This is a genomic window from Ruegeria sp. AF3 (assembly GCF_056536285.1).
This window is the reverse complement of the sequence record NZ_JBQFJM010000001.1, coordinates 715,445-730,275: the sequence shown is the minus strand read 5'-3', so window position 1 is coordinate 730,275 and position 14,831 is coordinate 715,445. Positions and strand designations below refer to the sequence as shown.

The window sequence follows — 14,831 nt, the reverse complement described above, 5'->3', positions numbered from 1 at the left end:
AGGCGGCAAGGGGGGTCAAACCGCCTCGAGATAGCTCAGCCAGTGATCTTCAGGAGCGATACGCTCAAATCGTTCAATTTCCTGTCGCTTGGTCATGATCAGGTACTGGATCAGATCCGCCGGGAAAAGCCGGGCGACCAGGGGGTCGGTCTCAAATCTGTCAATTGCGGCCGCCCAGTCCGGCATCAGTTGAGGCAGGTCTTCGATATCGTAGGCATTGCCTGTGATCGGGGCAGGGGGTCGCAGACCGTCTTCGATCCCGGCAAGGGCTGCACCCAAAACCGCGGCCAGCATCAGGTAGGGGTTGATGTCACCACCTGCGACGCGGTGTTCGATGCGCCGCGCTGCTGTTGCCCCGCCCGGGATGCGAATTGCGGCAGTTCTGTTCTCATAGGCCCAGCAGGCCCCGGTCGGGGCATGCGCGCCCGGTACAAGCCGGGTGTAAGAGTTGCCGTGGGGCGCAAAAATCAACGTGCTGCCTGGCATGGCCGCCACACAACCCGCGACGGCGGAATGCAGAATGCCGGTCCCTTCAGGCCCGCCATTGTCAAACACATTGCGCCCCCGATGGTCCAGCACCGAGAAATGCACATGCATCCCATTGCCTGCATCATCTGCATAGGGTTTCGACATGAATGTTGCGGCAAACCCGTGTTTGCGCGCCAGGCCACGTGTCAACGCCTTGAAAAGCCACGTATCGTCGGCACAGCGCATGGCATCCTGATGATTCAGGTTGATCTCGAATTGGCCAACGCCACTTTCCGAGATAGCGGTTTGCGCGGGGATATCCATGGCGGCGCAGCCATCGTAGAGGTCTGTGAAGAAATCCTCAAACGCATCCATTTCAGCGACCGACAGAACGGATTCATGCAGCAGGCGGCGCCCGGTGATCGGGTTCAACGGAGGTTGCGGTTGCGCACCCGAAGCATCGATGAGTGTGAATTCCAACTCGGTCGCCGCAACGACCGACCAGCCGCGTTTGGCATAACGGTCAAGAATGGCAGACAGAGCGTGGCGCGGATCACCCGCAAACGGGGTACCTGCATCGTCATACAAGCTCATCGGAACCAGCGCCGTTTCTTTCGGAAGCCAGGGCACGGGCACCGGGCCCCGGTCGGTTGGGCGCAGCACGCCATCCGCATCACCGGTTTCAAACACCAGCGGGCTGCCGTGAATATCCGCGCCCCAGAGATCGACATTGAGTGCCGAGAACGGCATGCGCACGGCGCCTTTCTCCAGCTTGCCCGCATACTCAGGGGGCACGCGTTTGCCCCGCATCTGACCGTTCAGGTCACATGCAGTCACGCGAAAACTGTGCAAGGCGCTCAGGTCCATTGGGGGCTCCGTCAATTCTGTTTCCCCGTGATGTACTTCAATGGATCAGATTTGTCACCAAATTTGATCAAATTTTGATATTTGGGACAGATGTGACTGCTCGGCATAGTTTTTGGTCGAGTACGAAATTGGTCTTGCTGACAAAGCTCGCGCCTTGCGTTTCCTTCAGTGAAAACATCACGGAAACATCTGTTAAGCCATTGATCATATTATCCAATGGCGTTGTCTGCGGCAAGTCAGGGAGCGGCTGGATTTTCCCAGTGTTGAAAGCGCGGCGATCGGATTTGATACGACGTCCGAACCCGCAAATCAGCTTCGTTTGCCCAGTCCTCAAGAATTGGCTTATTTTGGCGATTTTTCTATGATAGCTGCGGGTTTCGTATTCTTGAGGATGGTTGAGTTGACTGCACGTGGAAGAGATAATATTCAACACCATGCTACTCTGAGCATTGCCCCCATGATGGATTGGACCGACCGCCACTGTCGGTATTTTCATCGGCGGCTTAGCACGGAAACCTTGCTGTATACCGAGATGGTAACGGCACCGGCGCTTGTCCGAGGAGGGGCGCTGCATCTGTTGGATCATTCACCGCAGGAACATCCCGTGGCTTTACAGCTGGGCGGGTCCGATCCAGAGGAGCTGGCGCAAGCGGCGAGATTGGGTGCAGATGCAGGATATGATGAGATCAATCTGAACTGTGGATGCCCGTCGGACAGGGTGCAGTCTGGTACTTTCGGGGCGGTTCTGATGAAAGATCCGGCGCGGGTTGCAGAATGCGTCGCAGCAATGCGCGAAGCGGCGAATGTAGATGTCACGGTCAAATGCCGCATCGGTGTGGATGACCAAGAGCCCGAAGAAGTTCTGCCTGCGTTTCTTGAGCAGATCAGTGCGGCGGGCTGTCAAAGAGTAACGATCCATGCGCGCAAGGCGTGGTTGCAGGGGCTGAGCCCTAAGGAAAACCGCGATGTTCCACCGCTTGATTATGACCTTGTGCATCGGATGAAAGCCGCGTTTGCGGATCTGCATATATCGATCAATGGTGGTATCGCCAGCTTGGATGAAGCAGCAACACATCTGGACGCGGGTCTTGACGGTGTCATGATTGGTCGGGCGGCCTATCATCAGCCCGGTGATATCCTGGCAGATGCCGACCGGCGCATCTTTGGCGTTGGAACCGTTCGCGATCCGCTGACGGTTGTTCAAGAAATGGTGCCCTATATTGAAAGGCACCTTGCCAATGGCGGGCGTTTGCACCAGATCACGCGGCATATGCTGGGTCTCTTTGCGGGGCGCCCTGGTGCGCGGGCATGGCGGCGCGCCTTGTCCGAAGGGGCCGTGCATGAAGGGGCCGGGCCAGAAGTCATGCTACAGGCCCTGAACCACATAGCGCCGATGGTCGAGGTTTAAACGGCAAAAGGGGGGACGATGCCCGAGACAATTTTGCTGGCCCAGATGATGGGCCTTTTGCTTGTGATCGGCGCGCTGGCCGGTGTGCTTGCCGGGCTGTTGGGAGTGGGCGGCGGCATCGTTTTGGTCCCCGCGTTCTTCTATGCGTTTCAAACGCTTGGCTATGGTGGTCCGCAATTGATGCAGCTTTGTTTGGCGACGTCGCTGGCCACGATCATTGTAACGTCGATGCGGTCAGTTCTTGCCCACAACAAGAAGGGTGCGGTGGATTGGGATATCCTGCGCGGTTGGGGGCCGGGTATTGTCGTCGGCGCAATTGTCGGAGTGCTGGTCGCATCGGCCCTGCGGACCGAGGCTTTGCAGGCACTGTTCGGAATTCTGGGCATGGTGATCGGTGCCTATCTTGGGTTGGGTCGCGCAGAATGGCGGTTGGGCGACTCAATGCCCGGCGGTATCAAACGGGCCGTCCTATCCCCGCTGGTCGGGTTTCTTTCCGTTCTGATGGGCATCGGCGGCGGCAGTTTCGGTGTGCCGCTGATGAGCCTCTATAACACCCCTATCCACCGCGCGGTCGCGACCGCGGCCGGGTTTGGGGTGATCATCGCCGTACCGTCGGTCATTGGGTTCTTGTTTGTGGATATCGCGCCCGAGCATCGCCCCCCGTTGACCATTGGCGCGGTTAATCTTGTGGCCTTCGGGATCGTTGTCGCAATGACAATGATCACCGCGCCATGGGGGGTAAAGCTGGCCCATGCAATGGACCCAAAACCGTTGAAACGTGTCTTCGCCGTGTTCCTGACGCTGGTCGCGCTGAACATGCTGCGCAAGGCTGTAGGCTTATGAGCGATTTTTCGGCCCGGGGCTGGGTGAAATTCCCGTATGATCCGGTGCTGGCCGAATGGGTGAGCCACGCTTTGCCTGCCGCACGGGCGTCGACAACGGACCCGGCCCACGCGGAATGGTTGGATTGCGAAGGGACGTGGTTCATCGGTGTCGACGCACTGCCCAATGACACGAAGGGCAGGGTCGGGCAGTCCGGGCCGTTGAACGGCAAGGCCATGGCGTTCATCGACAAACACTTTGGAGATTTACCGCTGCACAAGGGGCAGGTTTCTGTTGTTTATCCGGGTTATCCGCGCCCGCGCCGGGGCGAGAATGAAGCGGCCACCCGCTACCGTCGAAACAGGGATGCGGCCCATGTGGACGGTTTGCGCCCAACAGGGCCGGATCGCCGCCGCCGGGTTGACGAACCTCATGCCTGGATTCTGGGCATTCCACTGACCGAGGCCAGCGCAGACGCGTCTCCGATGGTGGTGTGGGACGGCAGTCATGACATTCTACGGGCCGCGTTCAGGCAGGCGCTAGAAGGGATGCCGCCTGAGGTCCTGCACGACGTTGACATAACGGATATCTACCAATCCGCCCGTCGCGAGGTGTTTGCGACCTGCCCAAGGATCGAGGTGCCTGCAAAGCCGGGAGAGGCCTATCTGCTGCACCGCCATTGCCTGCACGGGGTTGCACCTTGGGCCGCAGGGGCGACGGCGGGGCAGGATGGTCGAATGATCGCCTATTTCCGCCCCGAATGCTCCGGTGGAGTAGCCGAATGGATCGAATCCGCCTAACGTCCTGTCATTAATTGGCTTTGGAGGTTTTGACCGATGATGACGGTTCATACGAATTCTGACGGTGCACTCATAGAAGTCGAGTTGTCGGGGCAAGTGACCAGCGCCGATTACGCCAATACTCTGGTTCCCGCGATCGAGGCTGCGCTGACCGAACATGACACGGTTCGGCTGCTGGCGATAATACAACCTGAATTCCAGGGGTACGATCTGGGCGCGGCCTGGTCTGACACCAAGCTGGGGTTAAGCCATTGGCGCGGGTTCGACCGGATCGCTGTTGTGGCGGATCAGGGCTGGGTGCAGACAAGCGTTCGTCTGGCGGCCCCCATTCTGCCCTGTCCGGTTCAGGTGTTCGATCTGACCGAGCTTGAGGCGGCCCGACGCTGGATGCGTGAGTCCCTGGGATCGATCCACGTGACTGACCTGAGCGGCCCATGTGTTCAGATCAGCCTATTGGGCAAGCTGGACCCTGAATGGTACAAACAGGCAGAACGTGATCTGGATGCAGTGTTACAGGACCGGCCAGGGTTTCGCCTGCTGATAGACCTCAGGGAGTTTGACGGCTGGCAAGGGCTGTCAGCGCTTGCGGCGCATTTTCGGTTGGCCAGCCGACATATCGGACAACTGGACCGAGCTGCCATCGTTGGGGACAAAAGCTGGCAGCGCATGGCGCAGAAGGTCGCCAGCCATGTGTTAGGGACCCGGACACAGTTTTTCCCGTCCGAAGAGTACGACAACGCCAGGGCTTGGCTTGCCGCCGGATAAAACCTTCGACTGTGGAACGCCTGAGCAGGCAACACCCAATCGGTCAAGGTTCGTGATGCAGCCTCAAATCCGGTCGTGCGATGTCAGGCATGATTCGACTGCTGACGGCGGGTTTCCCGCAGCTTCGGCCCCAGCTTTCCCAGTCTCGGCAAAGTCGGGTCGAAAAGTGACGTTAGGAAATTATGTGCTTTTGAGAGTTTTTCTTGATTGAGACGTCAAAAACGATCAAAGGCCGCGTGTTTTCCCCCTACTTGTGACGGGAAATACCTTTAGCCACACCCTGTCGCTGCGGGTTACCACTCACGTTGAACCTCAATGTTCAAGAGCTAGACCCCCTCGGAGCCCGAACTCGACCCGCAGTGGCACGGTTACTGGAAACGGGACGTCCGCAATGCCACTTAAGACTTTGATCGGAAGACTCACTAATACAAGAAAGACCAAACGTGCAGCTGACGTGCTGCAATCGGAATGCGCGCGCAATGATGATCGGCGGCCCAAAACCAGCCAATCCGAGATTGCGCTTCTGTTTCAGAAAGAACTGCGTGGCACCGCGCCGAACGCACCTATCCCGAAAAGGGCCGCACAGTCGGCAGAAATGTCATCAAAACGTCTACGCTGATCGGTCAGGAGCCATTCATGCGAGCGGCACGCCCGCCGCGCCGCTTGCTGAGTCGCGGTTTACGAGACGGCAGGTCGTTCATGATTTCAGCGCGTTCGCTGCTGTCCATCCTGGACCAGCGAGAAATCTCGTCAATCGTGCGGTAACATCCGGTGCAGATGCGCTCGGCCGGATGGACAACACAAATCTGGACACAAGGGCTTTCGACCTCATTGCGCTTCCAAACCATATTCGTCATCGATCGGTCTCCGACCTGTTACAAAAAGCGCAGTCTGTCCAGTGCTCCCTGCAAGATATAACCTGCTGCAACGTGATCAATAACCTGTCCGCGACGTTTTCGTGACGTATCCGCCTCAAGCAGTGCTTTTTCTGCCGCAACCGTACTCAGCCGCTCATCCCAGAATCCGATTGGTAAATCCGTCAGACGGGACAGGTTTCGCGCAAATGCCCGCGTAGACTGGCAGCGCGGCCCCTCTGTGCCGTCCATGTTTTTGGGAAGACCCAACAGAATGCCGCCAACCTCGCGATCCGTAGCAATTTCGATCAACCGGGCGGAATCGAGTGTGAATTTCTTGCGCCTTACGGTCTCCAACGGGCTGGCCACGCCCCGCATCCGGTCGGAAACCGCGACGCCGATGGTCTTTTCACCCAGATCCAGCCCTATCAGCGCTTGCATCGGGGGAAGCGCATTGGCGAAGTCTTCGAAAACGTCGTGGATCATTGCGCAATCCCGGCTTGCAGGGCTGCGGCATCAATGATCTGCAACGCCTCGGTGTTTCCGGCAAACACCTCCAGCGCCTCATTGTGGATATCCATGGCCCGTTGGCCCTGGCCCAGAACACCCAGAGCGGCGATCAGACGAGCCCATTCTTCGGGCGCGCCGCCTTCCGTCGCCAGGCGGTCGGATAACTGATCCACCATTCCCTGAATCATCTGTTGCCGTTCCTCGGGACTCATTTCCGCCGCTGCAGCCATGTCTTCGCGACTTGGACCAGACGGCGCGCTCAGGTCTGGTGGATTGAAAACCCCTGCCCGAAAGGCCAACTCATCAATCTGATCCCGGATCGCCCCCGCCCACGGCGCGCCTGCCGGGGCTTCCCTCAGCGTTTCGACCCAAATGCGGTAGGCAAGGTCCGGTCGACCTGTCTGAACCAGCATTTGCCCCCAATAATATCGGGCCGGGCCGTGATGGGGATCGCGATTCAAAGCTTCGGCAAGGGCCTTTTCAGCTTCGGGCGACACATATCCGCCCGCAGCCAGGATCATCATCTCGGCAAAATCCGCGTAGTGCTCGGCTGTGGCTGCGTCGCCTGACAGTTCGATCACCCTTTGTTGCGCGGTATATCCATCCTTGAAGTTCCCCGAATTGGTCTCATGCTGCGCCAAAAGCATCTGCCCTTGCAAATCATCCGGGCGGGCCGCAACGGTCTCCCGCAACTGCTTGAGAAGAAACGCGTAATTTTCGTCAAGATGCGCCGTTTGAGGTGGGGTCGCCAGCTCTTCTGCGGCGCTCTGGGACGGACGATTGGCGCGCACCTCCTCGGCCAGTTCCAGCCGCGTGGTCAGGGGCATGTCGGGCAACGCGACGGCACCAATACGATGATACATCGCCATCGCGCCCCCAATGATGATCAGCATGACAACCGGGATCGTCACAATCGAGACGGTCCGCGATGGCCCAGCACCCGAGCCACCCTTTTTCATCTGTTCATCAGCGGCAAGAATTCGTCGAGAGATTTCGGTGCGGACCCGTTCCGCATCGGCCTCACCAATCACCCCGCGCGCCAGATCCCGGTCCACACCGGAGAGCTGTTCGCGATACACACGCAGATCGTAAGCCGCCGCAGGTTCATCCCCACGGCGTTTGCGCAGCAGTGTGAAACTCAAAAACACCGCGATCAACAGCGCGACAAGAAAAATCAGAACCCAGAACGTCATGGTCCCTCCGAAGATGCTGTCCTGACTTAGACCTGTGCGACGTCCAACAAAAGGGACAAATGGCCGCGAATGAACGACATGTCGCAATAGTGCGATATTGCGGCGTTGCGCGGCGCGGTTAAACTGTCGCCGCGCGGCATATCTGCGCGCAATCACCGAACCGGATGGATTCGCTTATGAAACACTACTCAGCCTTTGCTGTCGCGCGGGAGGCCCTGCGCTATCACACCGGATGGGAACGCGCTTGGCGTTCGCCCGAGCCAAAGAAACGTTATGACGTCATCATCATCGGTGCTGGCGGGCATGGTCTTGCGACCGCGTATTACCTTGGCAAGAACTACGGCATTCAGAATGTCGCGGTGATCGAAAAAGGCTGGCTGGGTGGTGGCAACACAGGTCGAAACACAACGATCATCCGCTCGAATTACCTGCAGGACCCTTCGGCGGCGATCTATGAAAAGGCGCGTGGCCTATACGAGGATCTGAGCCAGGATCTGAACTACAACATCATGTTCAGCCCGCGCGGCGTGATGATGCTGGCGCAGACCCAGCACGAGATTCGCGGTTACCAGCGAACCGCACACGCCAACGCCCTGCAGGGTGTAAAGACCGAATGGATCACCTCCGAACGTGTCAAGGAACTGGTGCCAATCATCAACCTGGACGGCCCCCGCTATCCGGTTCTAGGGGCGCTGTGGCAGGAACGCGGCGGTACTGCCCGTCACGATGCCGTCGCGTGGGGCTATGCGCGCGCCTGCTCAGCCATGGGTATGGACATCATCCAGCAATGCGAAGTCACGGGTGTCCGATCTCAGGATGGCCGTGTCGTCGGCGTAGACACCACCAAGGGTGCCATCGATTGTGACAAGCTGGGTATCGTCGTTGCGGGCCACTCCGGTCAACTGGCCGAGATGGCGGGCTTCCGTCTCCCGCTGGAAGCCATTGCATTGCAGGCGCTGGTATCCGAGCCGATCAAACCCTGCATGGATGTGGTTGTCATGGCCAATACCGTGCACGGCTACATGTCGCAGTCCGACAAGGGCGAGATGGTGATCGGGGGTGGGACCGACGGGTTCAACAACTTCACCCAGCGCGGAAGCTTCCATCATATCGAGGAAACCGTCCGCGCCCTCGTCGAAACCTTCCCGATGATTTCGCGCCTCAAGATGCTGCGCCAATGGGGTGGTATCGTCGACATGACCGGTGATCGCTCACCTATCCTGTCGAAAACTCCGCTGGGCGGGTGCTTTATCAACTGCGGCTGGGGCACCGGCGGTTTCAAGGCGATTCCCGGGTCCGGCTGGGGCATGGCACAGCTGATGGCCACAGGTCATTCGCCGTTGACCGAGGCCTTCTCGCTCGACCGCTTCAAGGAAGGCCGCTTCATCGACGAAAGCGTGGCCGCCGGGGTGGCACACTGAAGGTGGTTCCGAGGTTGCCAAAAAACAGAATTCCGGTTGGCCACTGCGCCAACCAACCGCCAAAAGGATGACAACATGCTGATCCTGAATTGCCCTTACTGCGGCGTTGATGCCGAAGAAACCGAACTGGCCGCCGGTGGCGAGGCGCATCTGAAGCGTTTTGGTCCCGGCTCGTCGGATGACGAGTTCCACGACTACCTGTTCATGCGCGAAAACCCCAAGGGCGTGCACTTTGAACGCTGGCGCCATGCCAATGGCTGCGGCAAGTGGTTTCACGCGGCACGCTGCACAAGCACGCTAGAAGTGTTCGGCACTTACACGGCTCAGACCTCCGAGCCGCCGCAGGACATCAAAGAGGCCATCGCCGCAAAGCGCCCTGGATGGACCTGGAGAGAGTTCTCCTGATGCTTCATCTTTTCAAAAATACTCCCGCCGGAGGCTCCGACGCCTCCACCCGCGAAAGGTCCGCACAATGAGCACCCGTCTCGCAAAACAAGGCCGGCTGATTGATCGGTCGAAAAAGGTCACGTTTACCTTCAACGGAACTTCGATGCAGGGCTATGAGGGCGACACGCTTGCCTCGGCACTGCTGGCCAACGATCAGATGATGATGGGCCGGTCGTTCAAGTACCACCGCCCCCGCGGTGTCGTTGCAAGCGGCGCCGAAGAGCCGAACGCCCTGGTCGGGCTGGGGCAGGGCAACCGGTTTGAACCGAACCAGCGCGCCACCACGACCGAGTTGTTCAACGGTCTGACTGCGATTTCGCAAAACCATTGGCCTAACTTGGACTTTGATATTGGGGCAGTGAATACAGCCTTTGCCCGGTTCCTGCCGGCTGGCTTCTACTACAAGATGTTCATCCACCCCAAACCGTTCTGGAAACACGTCTACGAGCCGTTCATCCGTCAGTCTGCCGGTCTGGGCAAAGCGCCCGACAAGGACAGCCGCGATGCCGATACCTATGAGCACTTCTATGCCTTCACCGATGTTCTGGTCATCGGTGGCGGCGTGGCTGGCCTACAGGCGGCAAAGGCGGCAGCAGCTTCGGGTGCCAAGGTTCTGCTGATTGAGCAGAGCGCACATTGGGGCGGTCGCGCTCCGGTTGACGGCGGCACGGTCAATGATGAGCCTGTGGATAAGTTCGTGGAGCAATTGGTTTCCGAACTCGAAACAATGGACAACGTCACCATGCGCTCCCGCTGCATGGGTGCGGGCGTATATGACCATGGTTACGTGCTGGGCTATGAACGCCTGACAGACCACACGCCGGGCGTGCAAGGCCCGCGCCACCGCCTCTGGCGTATCCGTGCCAAGCAAATTGTGACTGCAACCGGCGCAATTGAACGCCCGTTGTCCTTTGCTGGTAACGATGTTCCGGGTGTGATGCTGGCTTCTGCCATGCGCGATTATGCCGTGAACTGGGGTGTCACCCCGGGCGAGCGTGTCATCGTCGCCACCAACAATGACGACGCCTATCGCACCGCGATTACGCTGAAGCAAGCGGGTGTGGATGTTTTGCGTATTGTTGACGCACGGGCAACGGCTGGACCTTTGGCAGAGGAAGCCCGCCAGTTGGGGATCCGCGTTGATCCGGGCAAGGCCATTGCCAAGGTCAAGGGCGGCAAGCGCGTCAAAAAAGTCGCCATCTGCAACCAGGAAGGTGTTGGCGGCGCACGTGAAGAGGTTGAAGCAGATGCAGTGGCCATGTCGGGCGGCTGGTCGCCGGTCGTTCATATGTGGTCTCATTGCGGTGGCAAGCTGACCTGGGATGACGCGAATGCCTTTTTCCGCCCCGATCCCTCGCGCCCGCCGCTGGGCGCAAACGGTGAGGGCTTTGTTCTGGCCGCCGGGGCATCGAATGGTGCGTTGGCGCTGGGCGATGTTCTGACCGACGCCCACACGGCGGGAAAAGCCGCAGCCAAGGCCGCAGGTTTCAAGCCGAAAAACATCAAGGCTCCTGTTGGCGAAACCACTGCAGAAGCTCCTATGGAGGCTGTCTGGCTGATGCCAGCAAACGCAGAAATCCAGCTGCGCATGAAATCCTGGCTCGACTTCCAGAATGACGTCAAAGTCTCGGACGTCCAACTGGCTGCGCGCGAGGGCTATGAGAGCGTTGAGCACACCAAGCGTTACACCACACTTGGTATGGCGACGGATCAGGGTAAGTTGAGCAACATCAATGGCTTGGCAATTCTTGCTGATGCGTTGGAGTCCGAAATCCCGAAGGTCGGCACCACGACCTTCCGCCCGCCTTATACACCCATCTCGATGGGCGCAATCGGCGGTGAAGCGCGGGGTGAAGTGTTCCAGCCGATCCGACAGACACCAATGCACAACTGGCACGACAAGAACGGCGCCGATTGGGAGCCGGTCGGCTACTGGCGCCGGACGTACGCCTATGTCCGTCCCGGTGAATCCGTGCATGACGCCGTGAACCGTGAGGTGAAGAACACCCGCGAAAACCTTGGCCTGCTGGACGCCTCGACGTTGGGCAAGCTGATCGTCAAAGGCCCTGACGCAGGCAAGTTTCTGGACATGTTGTACACCAACATGATGTCCACGCTGAAGGTCGGAAAATGCCGCTATGGCCTGATGTGCTCGGAAAACGGCTTTCTGATCGACGACGGCGTGGTCGCACGCATCGATGAGGACACATGGCTGTGCCACACCACCACCGGCGGTGCCGAGCGTATCCATGGTCACATGGAAGAATGGCTACAAACCGAATGGTGGGACTGGAAAGTCTATGTCGCCAACGTGACCGAGCAATATGCTCAGGTCGCTGTAGTCGGCCCGAACGCCCGCAAGGTTCTAGAAAAGTTGGGCGGCATGGACGTCAGCCGCGAGACGCTGCCCTTTATGGAATGGCGAGATGGCAAGATCGGCGTGTTCGACTGCCGCGCCTATCGCATCTCGTTCTCGGGCGAGTTGTCCTACGAGATCGCCGTTCCCGCCTCGCAGGGTCAGGCGTTCTGGGATGCCCTGATGGAAGCAGGCAAGGAATTCGGTGTGATGCCTTACGGCACCGAATGTCTGCACATTCTTCGGGCCGAGAAGGGCTTTATCATGATCGGCGACGAGACCGACGGCACCGTGATCCCGCAGGATCTTGGGCTGCACTGGGCGCTGTCGAAAAAGAAAGAGGACTACCTCGGTAAACGCGCCCATTCACGGACCCACATGGCCGATCCAGAACGCTGGAAATTGGTCGGTTTGGAGACTGTGGATGGATCAGTTTTGCCGGACGGTGCCTATGCGGTCGGTGAGGGTGTGAATGCCAATGGTCAGCGCAACATGATCGGGCGTGTGACCTCGACCTATTACTCGGCCAACCTCGGTAAAGGGATCGCTATGGGCCTGATCAAGCACGGCCCGGACCGGATGGGTGAAATCGTCGAGTTCCCGGGCACGGACGGCAAAACCTACAAAGCCAAGATCGTGGACCCGATCTTCTTCGACAAGGACGGGGAGAAGCAGAATGTCTGAACCCATCAGCGCATTGAACCACGCCAGCTATGATGGCATCGCCAATGTCAGGGAATGTGGCCTGCAAGGTATGATCACCCTGCGCGGCGACTTGTCCGACAAAAGCCTTGCCAAGGCCGTAAAGGATGCGACTGGACAGAACGTATCCGGTCAGCGCGAGGCGTTGGTCAGCGGCGATACCGGCGTATGCTGGATGTCACCGGACGAGCTGCTGGTGCTGGTCCCTTATGCCGAGGTCGAGGCCAAACTGGCCGCAATGGTCAAAGCTTTGGGAAAAACTCACGCACTGGCCGTCAACGTCTCGGATGCCCGCGCGGTATTCACGATATCAGGCGCCAGCGCACGAGAAGTGTTGGGCAAAGTCGCCCCGGTTGATCTGTCGACCGAGGCCTTCCAACCCGGCCAAATCCGCCGCTCGCGCCTGGCGCAAGTGGCAGGTGCGTTCTGGATGGACGATGCCGAAACCTTCCGCGTGGTCTGCTTCCGTTCGGCTGCGGATTATGTTTTCAAACTGCTGAAGGTTGCGGCGCAACCGGGCAGTGAGGTTGGCGTTTACTGACAGTTTCCTCGGCCCGAAAATACAAGACCGCCCGCTGATTGCGGGCGGTTTCTTTTTTGAGGACAGACAACTTAATTTTCCTTTTGAACCTGAGCTTACGATTGTGAATGCGACGGCCTTGCATCCATTTGGAGAAAGTGTTTCAGACTGTTCGCGTTAGATGCGAATGAGCGTCTGATTTAATAATTGGTTGCAAAACAAAGCACTTGGTTTCGATGGCATGGTCATTTTCCCGTATAGGCCCTGATTTTGGCAAGGGCGTTATGACGAAGCATCAAAACTCTCATAGCCCCTCTGTTCATACCGTCTGCTGCTACAGCAGGACCGGCGGCCGAGGGGCGCGAGTTGAAAACAAAGAGAACACAAAAAAGGTAAATCAAATGAAACTAACTTCTCTTTTTCTGGCTTTTAGTTTGTCGGCAGTCGCCGCTCAGGCGGAAGTGCAAAGCTATGAATGCGACCTACATAGCACACAGGATCGGGGATGGATTCCACGCAAGGTGCTTTTGAGCGTTGATGCAGACGGCAAGCACGCAAGAGCCTATGACGGAGCAATTCGTGCGTCAAATGAACTGGCAAATACTTCTATTGAAACACCGGCAGACGCCAAGCTCAAAAAAACGGGGAAAGGGGAATATCGGTTGTCGTGGCGTGTGACATTGCCAGCTCAAGCAACAGGCGACTACAGGGTTGCGTATACAGCAACGCTCAATCCCAAGAGCAATGCCATAATAATGAGAGTCAGCTTCCCGCACGCAAATGTGGGTCTCCGACCATATGGGACAGGTACGTGCAAACCGATTGCTTCAGCAGGCCTGTACTAGGCGAATACTACGCTGTCGGGTCAATTGCGGCGCTTAACGTGTCAGCAAAAATGTTTTAAACCCGGAAAGGGTCGAAGCTTTGGTCATACACTCAAAGCTTCGACAGGTCTCGTCACTTGTCTGGCAGTGAGTGTAGAACGAAAGAAGCTCTGCCAATTCCTCCATACGATCCAACCGCGTCTTCGAATCCAACAGTCCCGCATGTGTTGAAAGATAAAGGGCTGGGCGCTGTTCCTTCAGCCATGGCACCAGCGTCGGCAGCACGGAAAATTCGGCGCCTTCGATATCCATCTTCACCAAAGACACGGCGGACAGATCGTTCACTGCGGCGAACTGATCCCAGGCAATCGTCAGGGTATCGGTTCCGTGCGCGCCGTCGTGCAGAAGGGAGCTGGTAGAATCTCCGGGCTCTCCACGAACCGAGGCCATGCGGGCGACACCGAACTTATCCGACAGTGCGACACCCAAAGCGGAGACGTTATGAATGTCATTCAGGTCGAGGTTCCAGGCCAGGTGACGGAACGCTGTGGGGTCGGGCTCAAAGCACCAGACATGGCGTGCCTTACGCGCACCATAAAGAACCGTGGGCCCGATCCATGCGCCGATATCCAAGTAATCGCTTTCAGGCGAGAGATACTTGTCCATCACGGCAAAGGTTTCAGGCTCCCACTGGCCAGTGGAGGCTTTACGCCAGAACTTTGAATGATAAGGGTCCAGACGAAACGGTTCGCCGTTCAGGTTGCCCGCATAGTAACCGCGGGCGCGGTAGAACATCTTGCGCGCCTGTGTCAGCATCGCCTGCCTCCGGGTTTTCTTGTCTCGGCCCTTGACCTGCGGCGGCTGCCAAAGCATT

15 protein-coding genes are annotated in these 14,831 nt (G+C 58.2%); 9 read left to right on the top strand and 6 right to left on the bottom strand.

All coding sequences use genetic code 11. The features are described from left to right. Nucleotides 1-15: 15 nt before the first annotated feature. On the bottom strand, nt 16-1,335 hold the full coding sequence (locus ACR3FC_RS03625) for a glutamine synthetase family protein (RefSeq protein WP_480473447.1): 1,320 nt from the start codon (nt 1,333-1,335) through the stop codon (nt 16-18). 67 nt (nt 1,336-1,402) lie between these two features. Beyond that, on the bottom strand, nt 1,403-1,768 hold the full coding sequence (locus tag ACR3FC_RS03620) for a hypothetical protein (RefSeq protein ID WP_480473446.1): 366 nt from the start codon (nt 1,766-1,768) through the stop codon (nt 1,403-1,405). Between the two features lie 24 nt (nt 1,769-1,792). Here ACR3FC_RS03620 and dusA point away from each other — a divergent pair, with 24 nt between their 5' ends. The 4 genes from dusA to ACR3FC_RS03600 are packed head-to-tail and all read left to right on the top strand — an operon-like array spanning nt 1,793 to nt 5,130. Next, nucleotides 1,793-2,743, top strand: coding sequence for a tRNA dihydrouridine(20/20a) synthase DusA (gene dusA, locus ACR3FC_RS03615; protein WP_480473445.1), 951 nt, complete (start codon nt 1,793-1,795; stop codon nt 2,741-2,743). 18 nt (nt 2,744-2,761) lie between these two features. Beyond that, complete coding sequence (locus tag ACR3FC_RS03610; protein ID WP_480473444.1) at nt 2,762-3,586, top strand: sulfite exporter TauE/SafE family protein; 825 nt, start codon at nt 2,762-2,764, stop codon at nt 3,584-3,586. After that, nucleotides 3,583-4,365, top strand: coding sequence for a hypothetical protein (locus ACR3FC_RS03605; protein ID WP_480473443.1), 783 nt, complete (start codon nt 3,583-3,585; stop codon nt 4,363-4,365). The genes ACR3FC_RS03610 and ACR3FC_RS03605 overlap by 4 nt, the downstream gene beginning before the upstream one ends. 39 nt (nt 4,366-4,404) lie before the next feature. Continuing rightward, complete coding sequence (locus ACR3FC_RS03600; RefSeq protein ID WP_480473442.1) at nt 4,405-5,130, top strand: SpoIIAA family protein; 726 nt, start codon at nt 4,405-4,407, stop codon at nt 5,128-5,130. A 623-nt stretch (nt 5,131-5,753) separates the two neighbouring features. Here ACR3FC_RS03600 and ACR3FC_RS03595 read toward each other — a convergent pair. The 3 genes from ACR3FC_RS03595 to ccmI are packed head-to-tail and all read right to left on the bottom strand — an operon-like array spanning nt 5,754 to nt 7,687. Further along, complete coding sequence (locus ACR3FC_RS03595; protein ID WP_209503450.1) at nt 5,754-5,987, bottom strand: DUF1289 domain-containing protein; 234 nt, start codon at nt 5,985-5,987, stop codon at nt 5,754-5,756. 18 nt (nt 5,988-6,005) lie between these two features. Further along, a complete protein-coding gene (gene ruvX, locus ACR3FC_RS03590; RefSeq protein ID WP_480473441.1) occupies nt 6,006-6,470 on the bottom strand; it encodes a Holliday junction resolvase RuvX in 465 nt (154 codons plus the stop codon). Further along, nucleotides 6,467-7,687, bottom strand: coding sequence for a c-type cytochrome biogenesis protein CcmI (ccmI, locus tag ACR3FC_RS03585; protein ID WP_480473440.1), 1,221 nt, complete (start codon nt 7,685-7,687; stop codon nt 6,467-6,469). Before ccmI ends, ruvX begins: the two co-directional genes overlap by 4 nt. A gap of 176 nt (nt 7,688-7,863) precedes the next feature. Here ccmI and ACR3FC_RS03580 point away from each other — a divergent pair, with 176 nt between their 5' ends. From ACR3FC_RS03580 to ACR3FC_RS03560, 5 genes are all read left to right on the top strand, one after another. Next, nucleotides 7,864-9,108 (top strand): sarcosine oxidase subunit beta family protein, encoded by a 1,245-nt coding sequence (locus ACR3FC_RS03580; RefSeq protein ID WP_480473439.1) that lies wholly within the window; start codon nt 7,864-7,866, stop codon nt 9,106-9,108. A gap of 75 nt (nt 9,109-9,183) precedes the next feature. After that, nucleotides 9,184-9,513, top strand: coding sequence for a sarcosine oxidase subunit delta (locus ACR3FC_RS03575; RefSeq protein ID WP_480473438.1), 330 nt, complete (start codon nt 9,184-9,186; stop codon nt 9,511-9,513). A gap of 67 nt (nt 9,514-9,580) precedes the next feature. Next, the gene (locus ACR3FC_RS03570) at nt 9,581-12,595 is read left to right on the top strand and encodes a sarcosine oxidase subunit alpha family protein (RefSeq protein WP_480473437.1); all 3,015 of its coding nucleotides are present in this window, start codon (nt 9,581-9,583) and stop codon (nt 12,593-12,595) included. Next, nucleotides 12,588-13,154 carry a sarcosine oxidase subunit gamma gene (locus tag ACR3FC_RS03565; RefSeq protein WP_480473436.1) on the top strand — a complete coding sequence of 189 codons (567 nt, stop codon included), beginning with the start codon at nt 12,588-12,590 and terminating at the stop codon, nt 13,152-13,154. Before ACR3FC_RS03570 ends, ACR3FC_RS03565 begins: the two co-directional genes overlap by 8 nt. A gap of 380 nt (nt 13,155-13,534) precedes the next feature. Further along, entirely contained in the window at nt 13,535-13,978 is a 444-nt protein-coding gene (locus ACR3FC_RS03560; protein ID WP_480473435.1) for a hypothetical protein, read from the top strand. Between the two features lie 33 nt (nt 13,979-14,011). On the opposite strand, the gene ACR3FC_RS03555 is transcribed toward ACR3FC_RS03560, so the two are convergent. Further along, on the bottom strand, nt 14,012-14,830 hold the full coding sequence (locus ACR3FC_RS03555) for an FkbM family methyltransferase (protein WP_480473434.1): 819 nt from the start codon (nt 14,828-14,830) through the stop codon (nt 14,012-14,014). Between the last annotated feature and the right edge of the window lies 1 nt (nt 14,831).

Excerpts from the sequence above, each read along its gene's own strand:
- ACR3FC_RS03575 (WP_480473438.1), top strand. The coding sequence starts at position 9,184 with ATGCTGATCCTGAATTGCCCTTACTGCGGCGTTGATGCCGAAGAAACC.
- ACR3FC_RS03595 (WP_209503450.1), bottom strand. The coding sequence starts at position 5,987 with ATGACGAATATGGTTTGGAAGCGCAATGAGGTCGAAAGCCCTTGTGTC.
- ACR3FC_RS03570 (WP_480473437.1), top strand. The coding sequence starts at position 9,581 with ATGAGCACCCGTCTCGCAAAACAAGGCCGGCTGATTGATCGGTCGAAA.
- ACR3FC_RS03580 (WP_480473439.1), top strand. The coding sequence starts at position 7,864 with ATGAAACACTACTCAGCCTTTGCTGTCGCGCGGGAGGCCCTGCGCTAT.
- ACR3FC_RS03600 (WP_480473442.1), top strand. The coding sequence starts at position 4,405 with ATGACGGTTCATACGAATTCTGACGGTGCACTCATAGAAGTCGAGTTG.
- dusA (WP_480473445.1), top strand. The coding sequence starts at position 1,793 with ATGATGGATTGGACCGACCGCCACTGTCGGTATTTTCATCGGCGGCTT.
- ACR3FC_RS03565 (WP_480473436.1), top strand. The coding sequence starts at position 12,588 with ATGTCTGAACCCATCAGCGCATTGAACCACGCCAGCTATGATGGCATC.
- ruvX (WP_480473441.1), bottom strand. The coding sequence starts at position 6,470 with ATGATCCACGACGTTTTCGAAGACTTCGCCAATGCGCTTCCCCCGATG.
- ACR3FC_RS03625 (WP_480473447.1), bottom strand. The coding sequence starts at position 1,335 with ATGGACCTGAGCGCCTTGCACAGTTTTCGCGTGACTGCATGTGACCTG.
- ACR3FC_RS03560 (WP_480473435.1), top strand. The coding sequence starts at position 13,535 with ATGAAACTAACTTCTCTTTTTCTGGCTTTTAGTTTGTCGGCAGTCGCC.
- ACR3FC_RS03555 (WP_480473434.1), bottom strand. The coding sequence starts at position 14,830 with ATGCTTTGGCAGCCGCCGCAGGTCAAGGGCCGAGACAAGAAAACCCGG.
- ACR3FC_RS03610 (WP_480473444.1), top strand. The coding sequence starts at position 2,762 with ATGCCCGAGACAATTTTGCTGGCCCAGATGATGGGCCTTTTGCTTGTG.
- ACR3FC_RS03605 (WP_480473443.1), top strand. The coding sequence starts at position 3,583 with ATGAGCGATTTTTCGGCCCGGGGCTGGGTGAAATTCCCGTATGATCCG.
- ccmI (WP_480473440.1), bottom strand. The coding sequence starts at position 7,687 with ATGACGTTCTGGGTTCTGATTTTTCTTGTCGCGCTGTTGATCGCGGTG.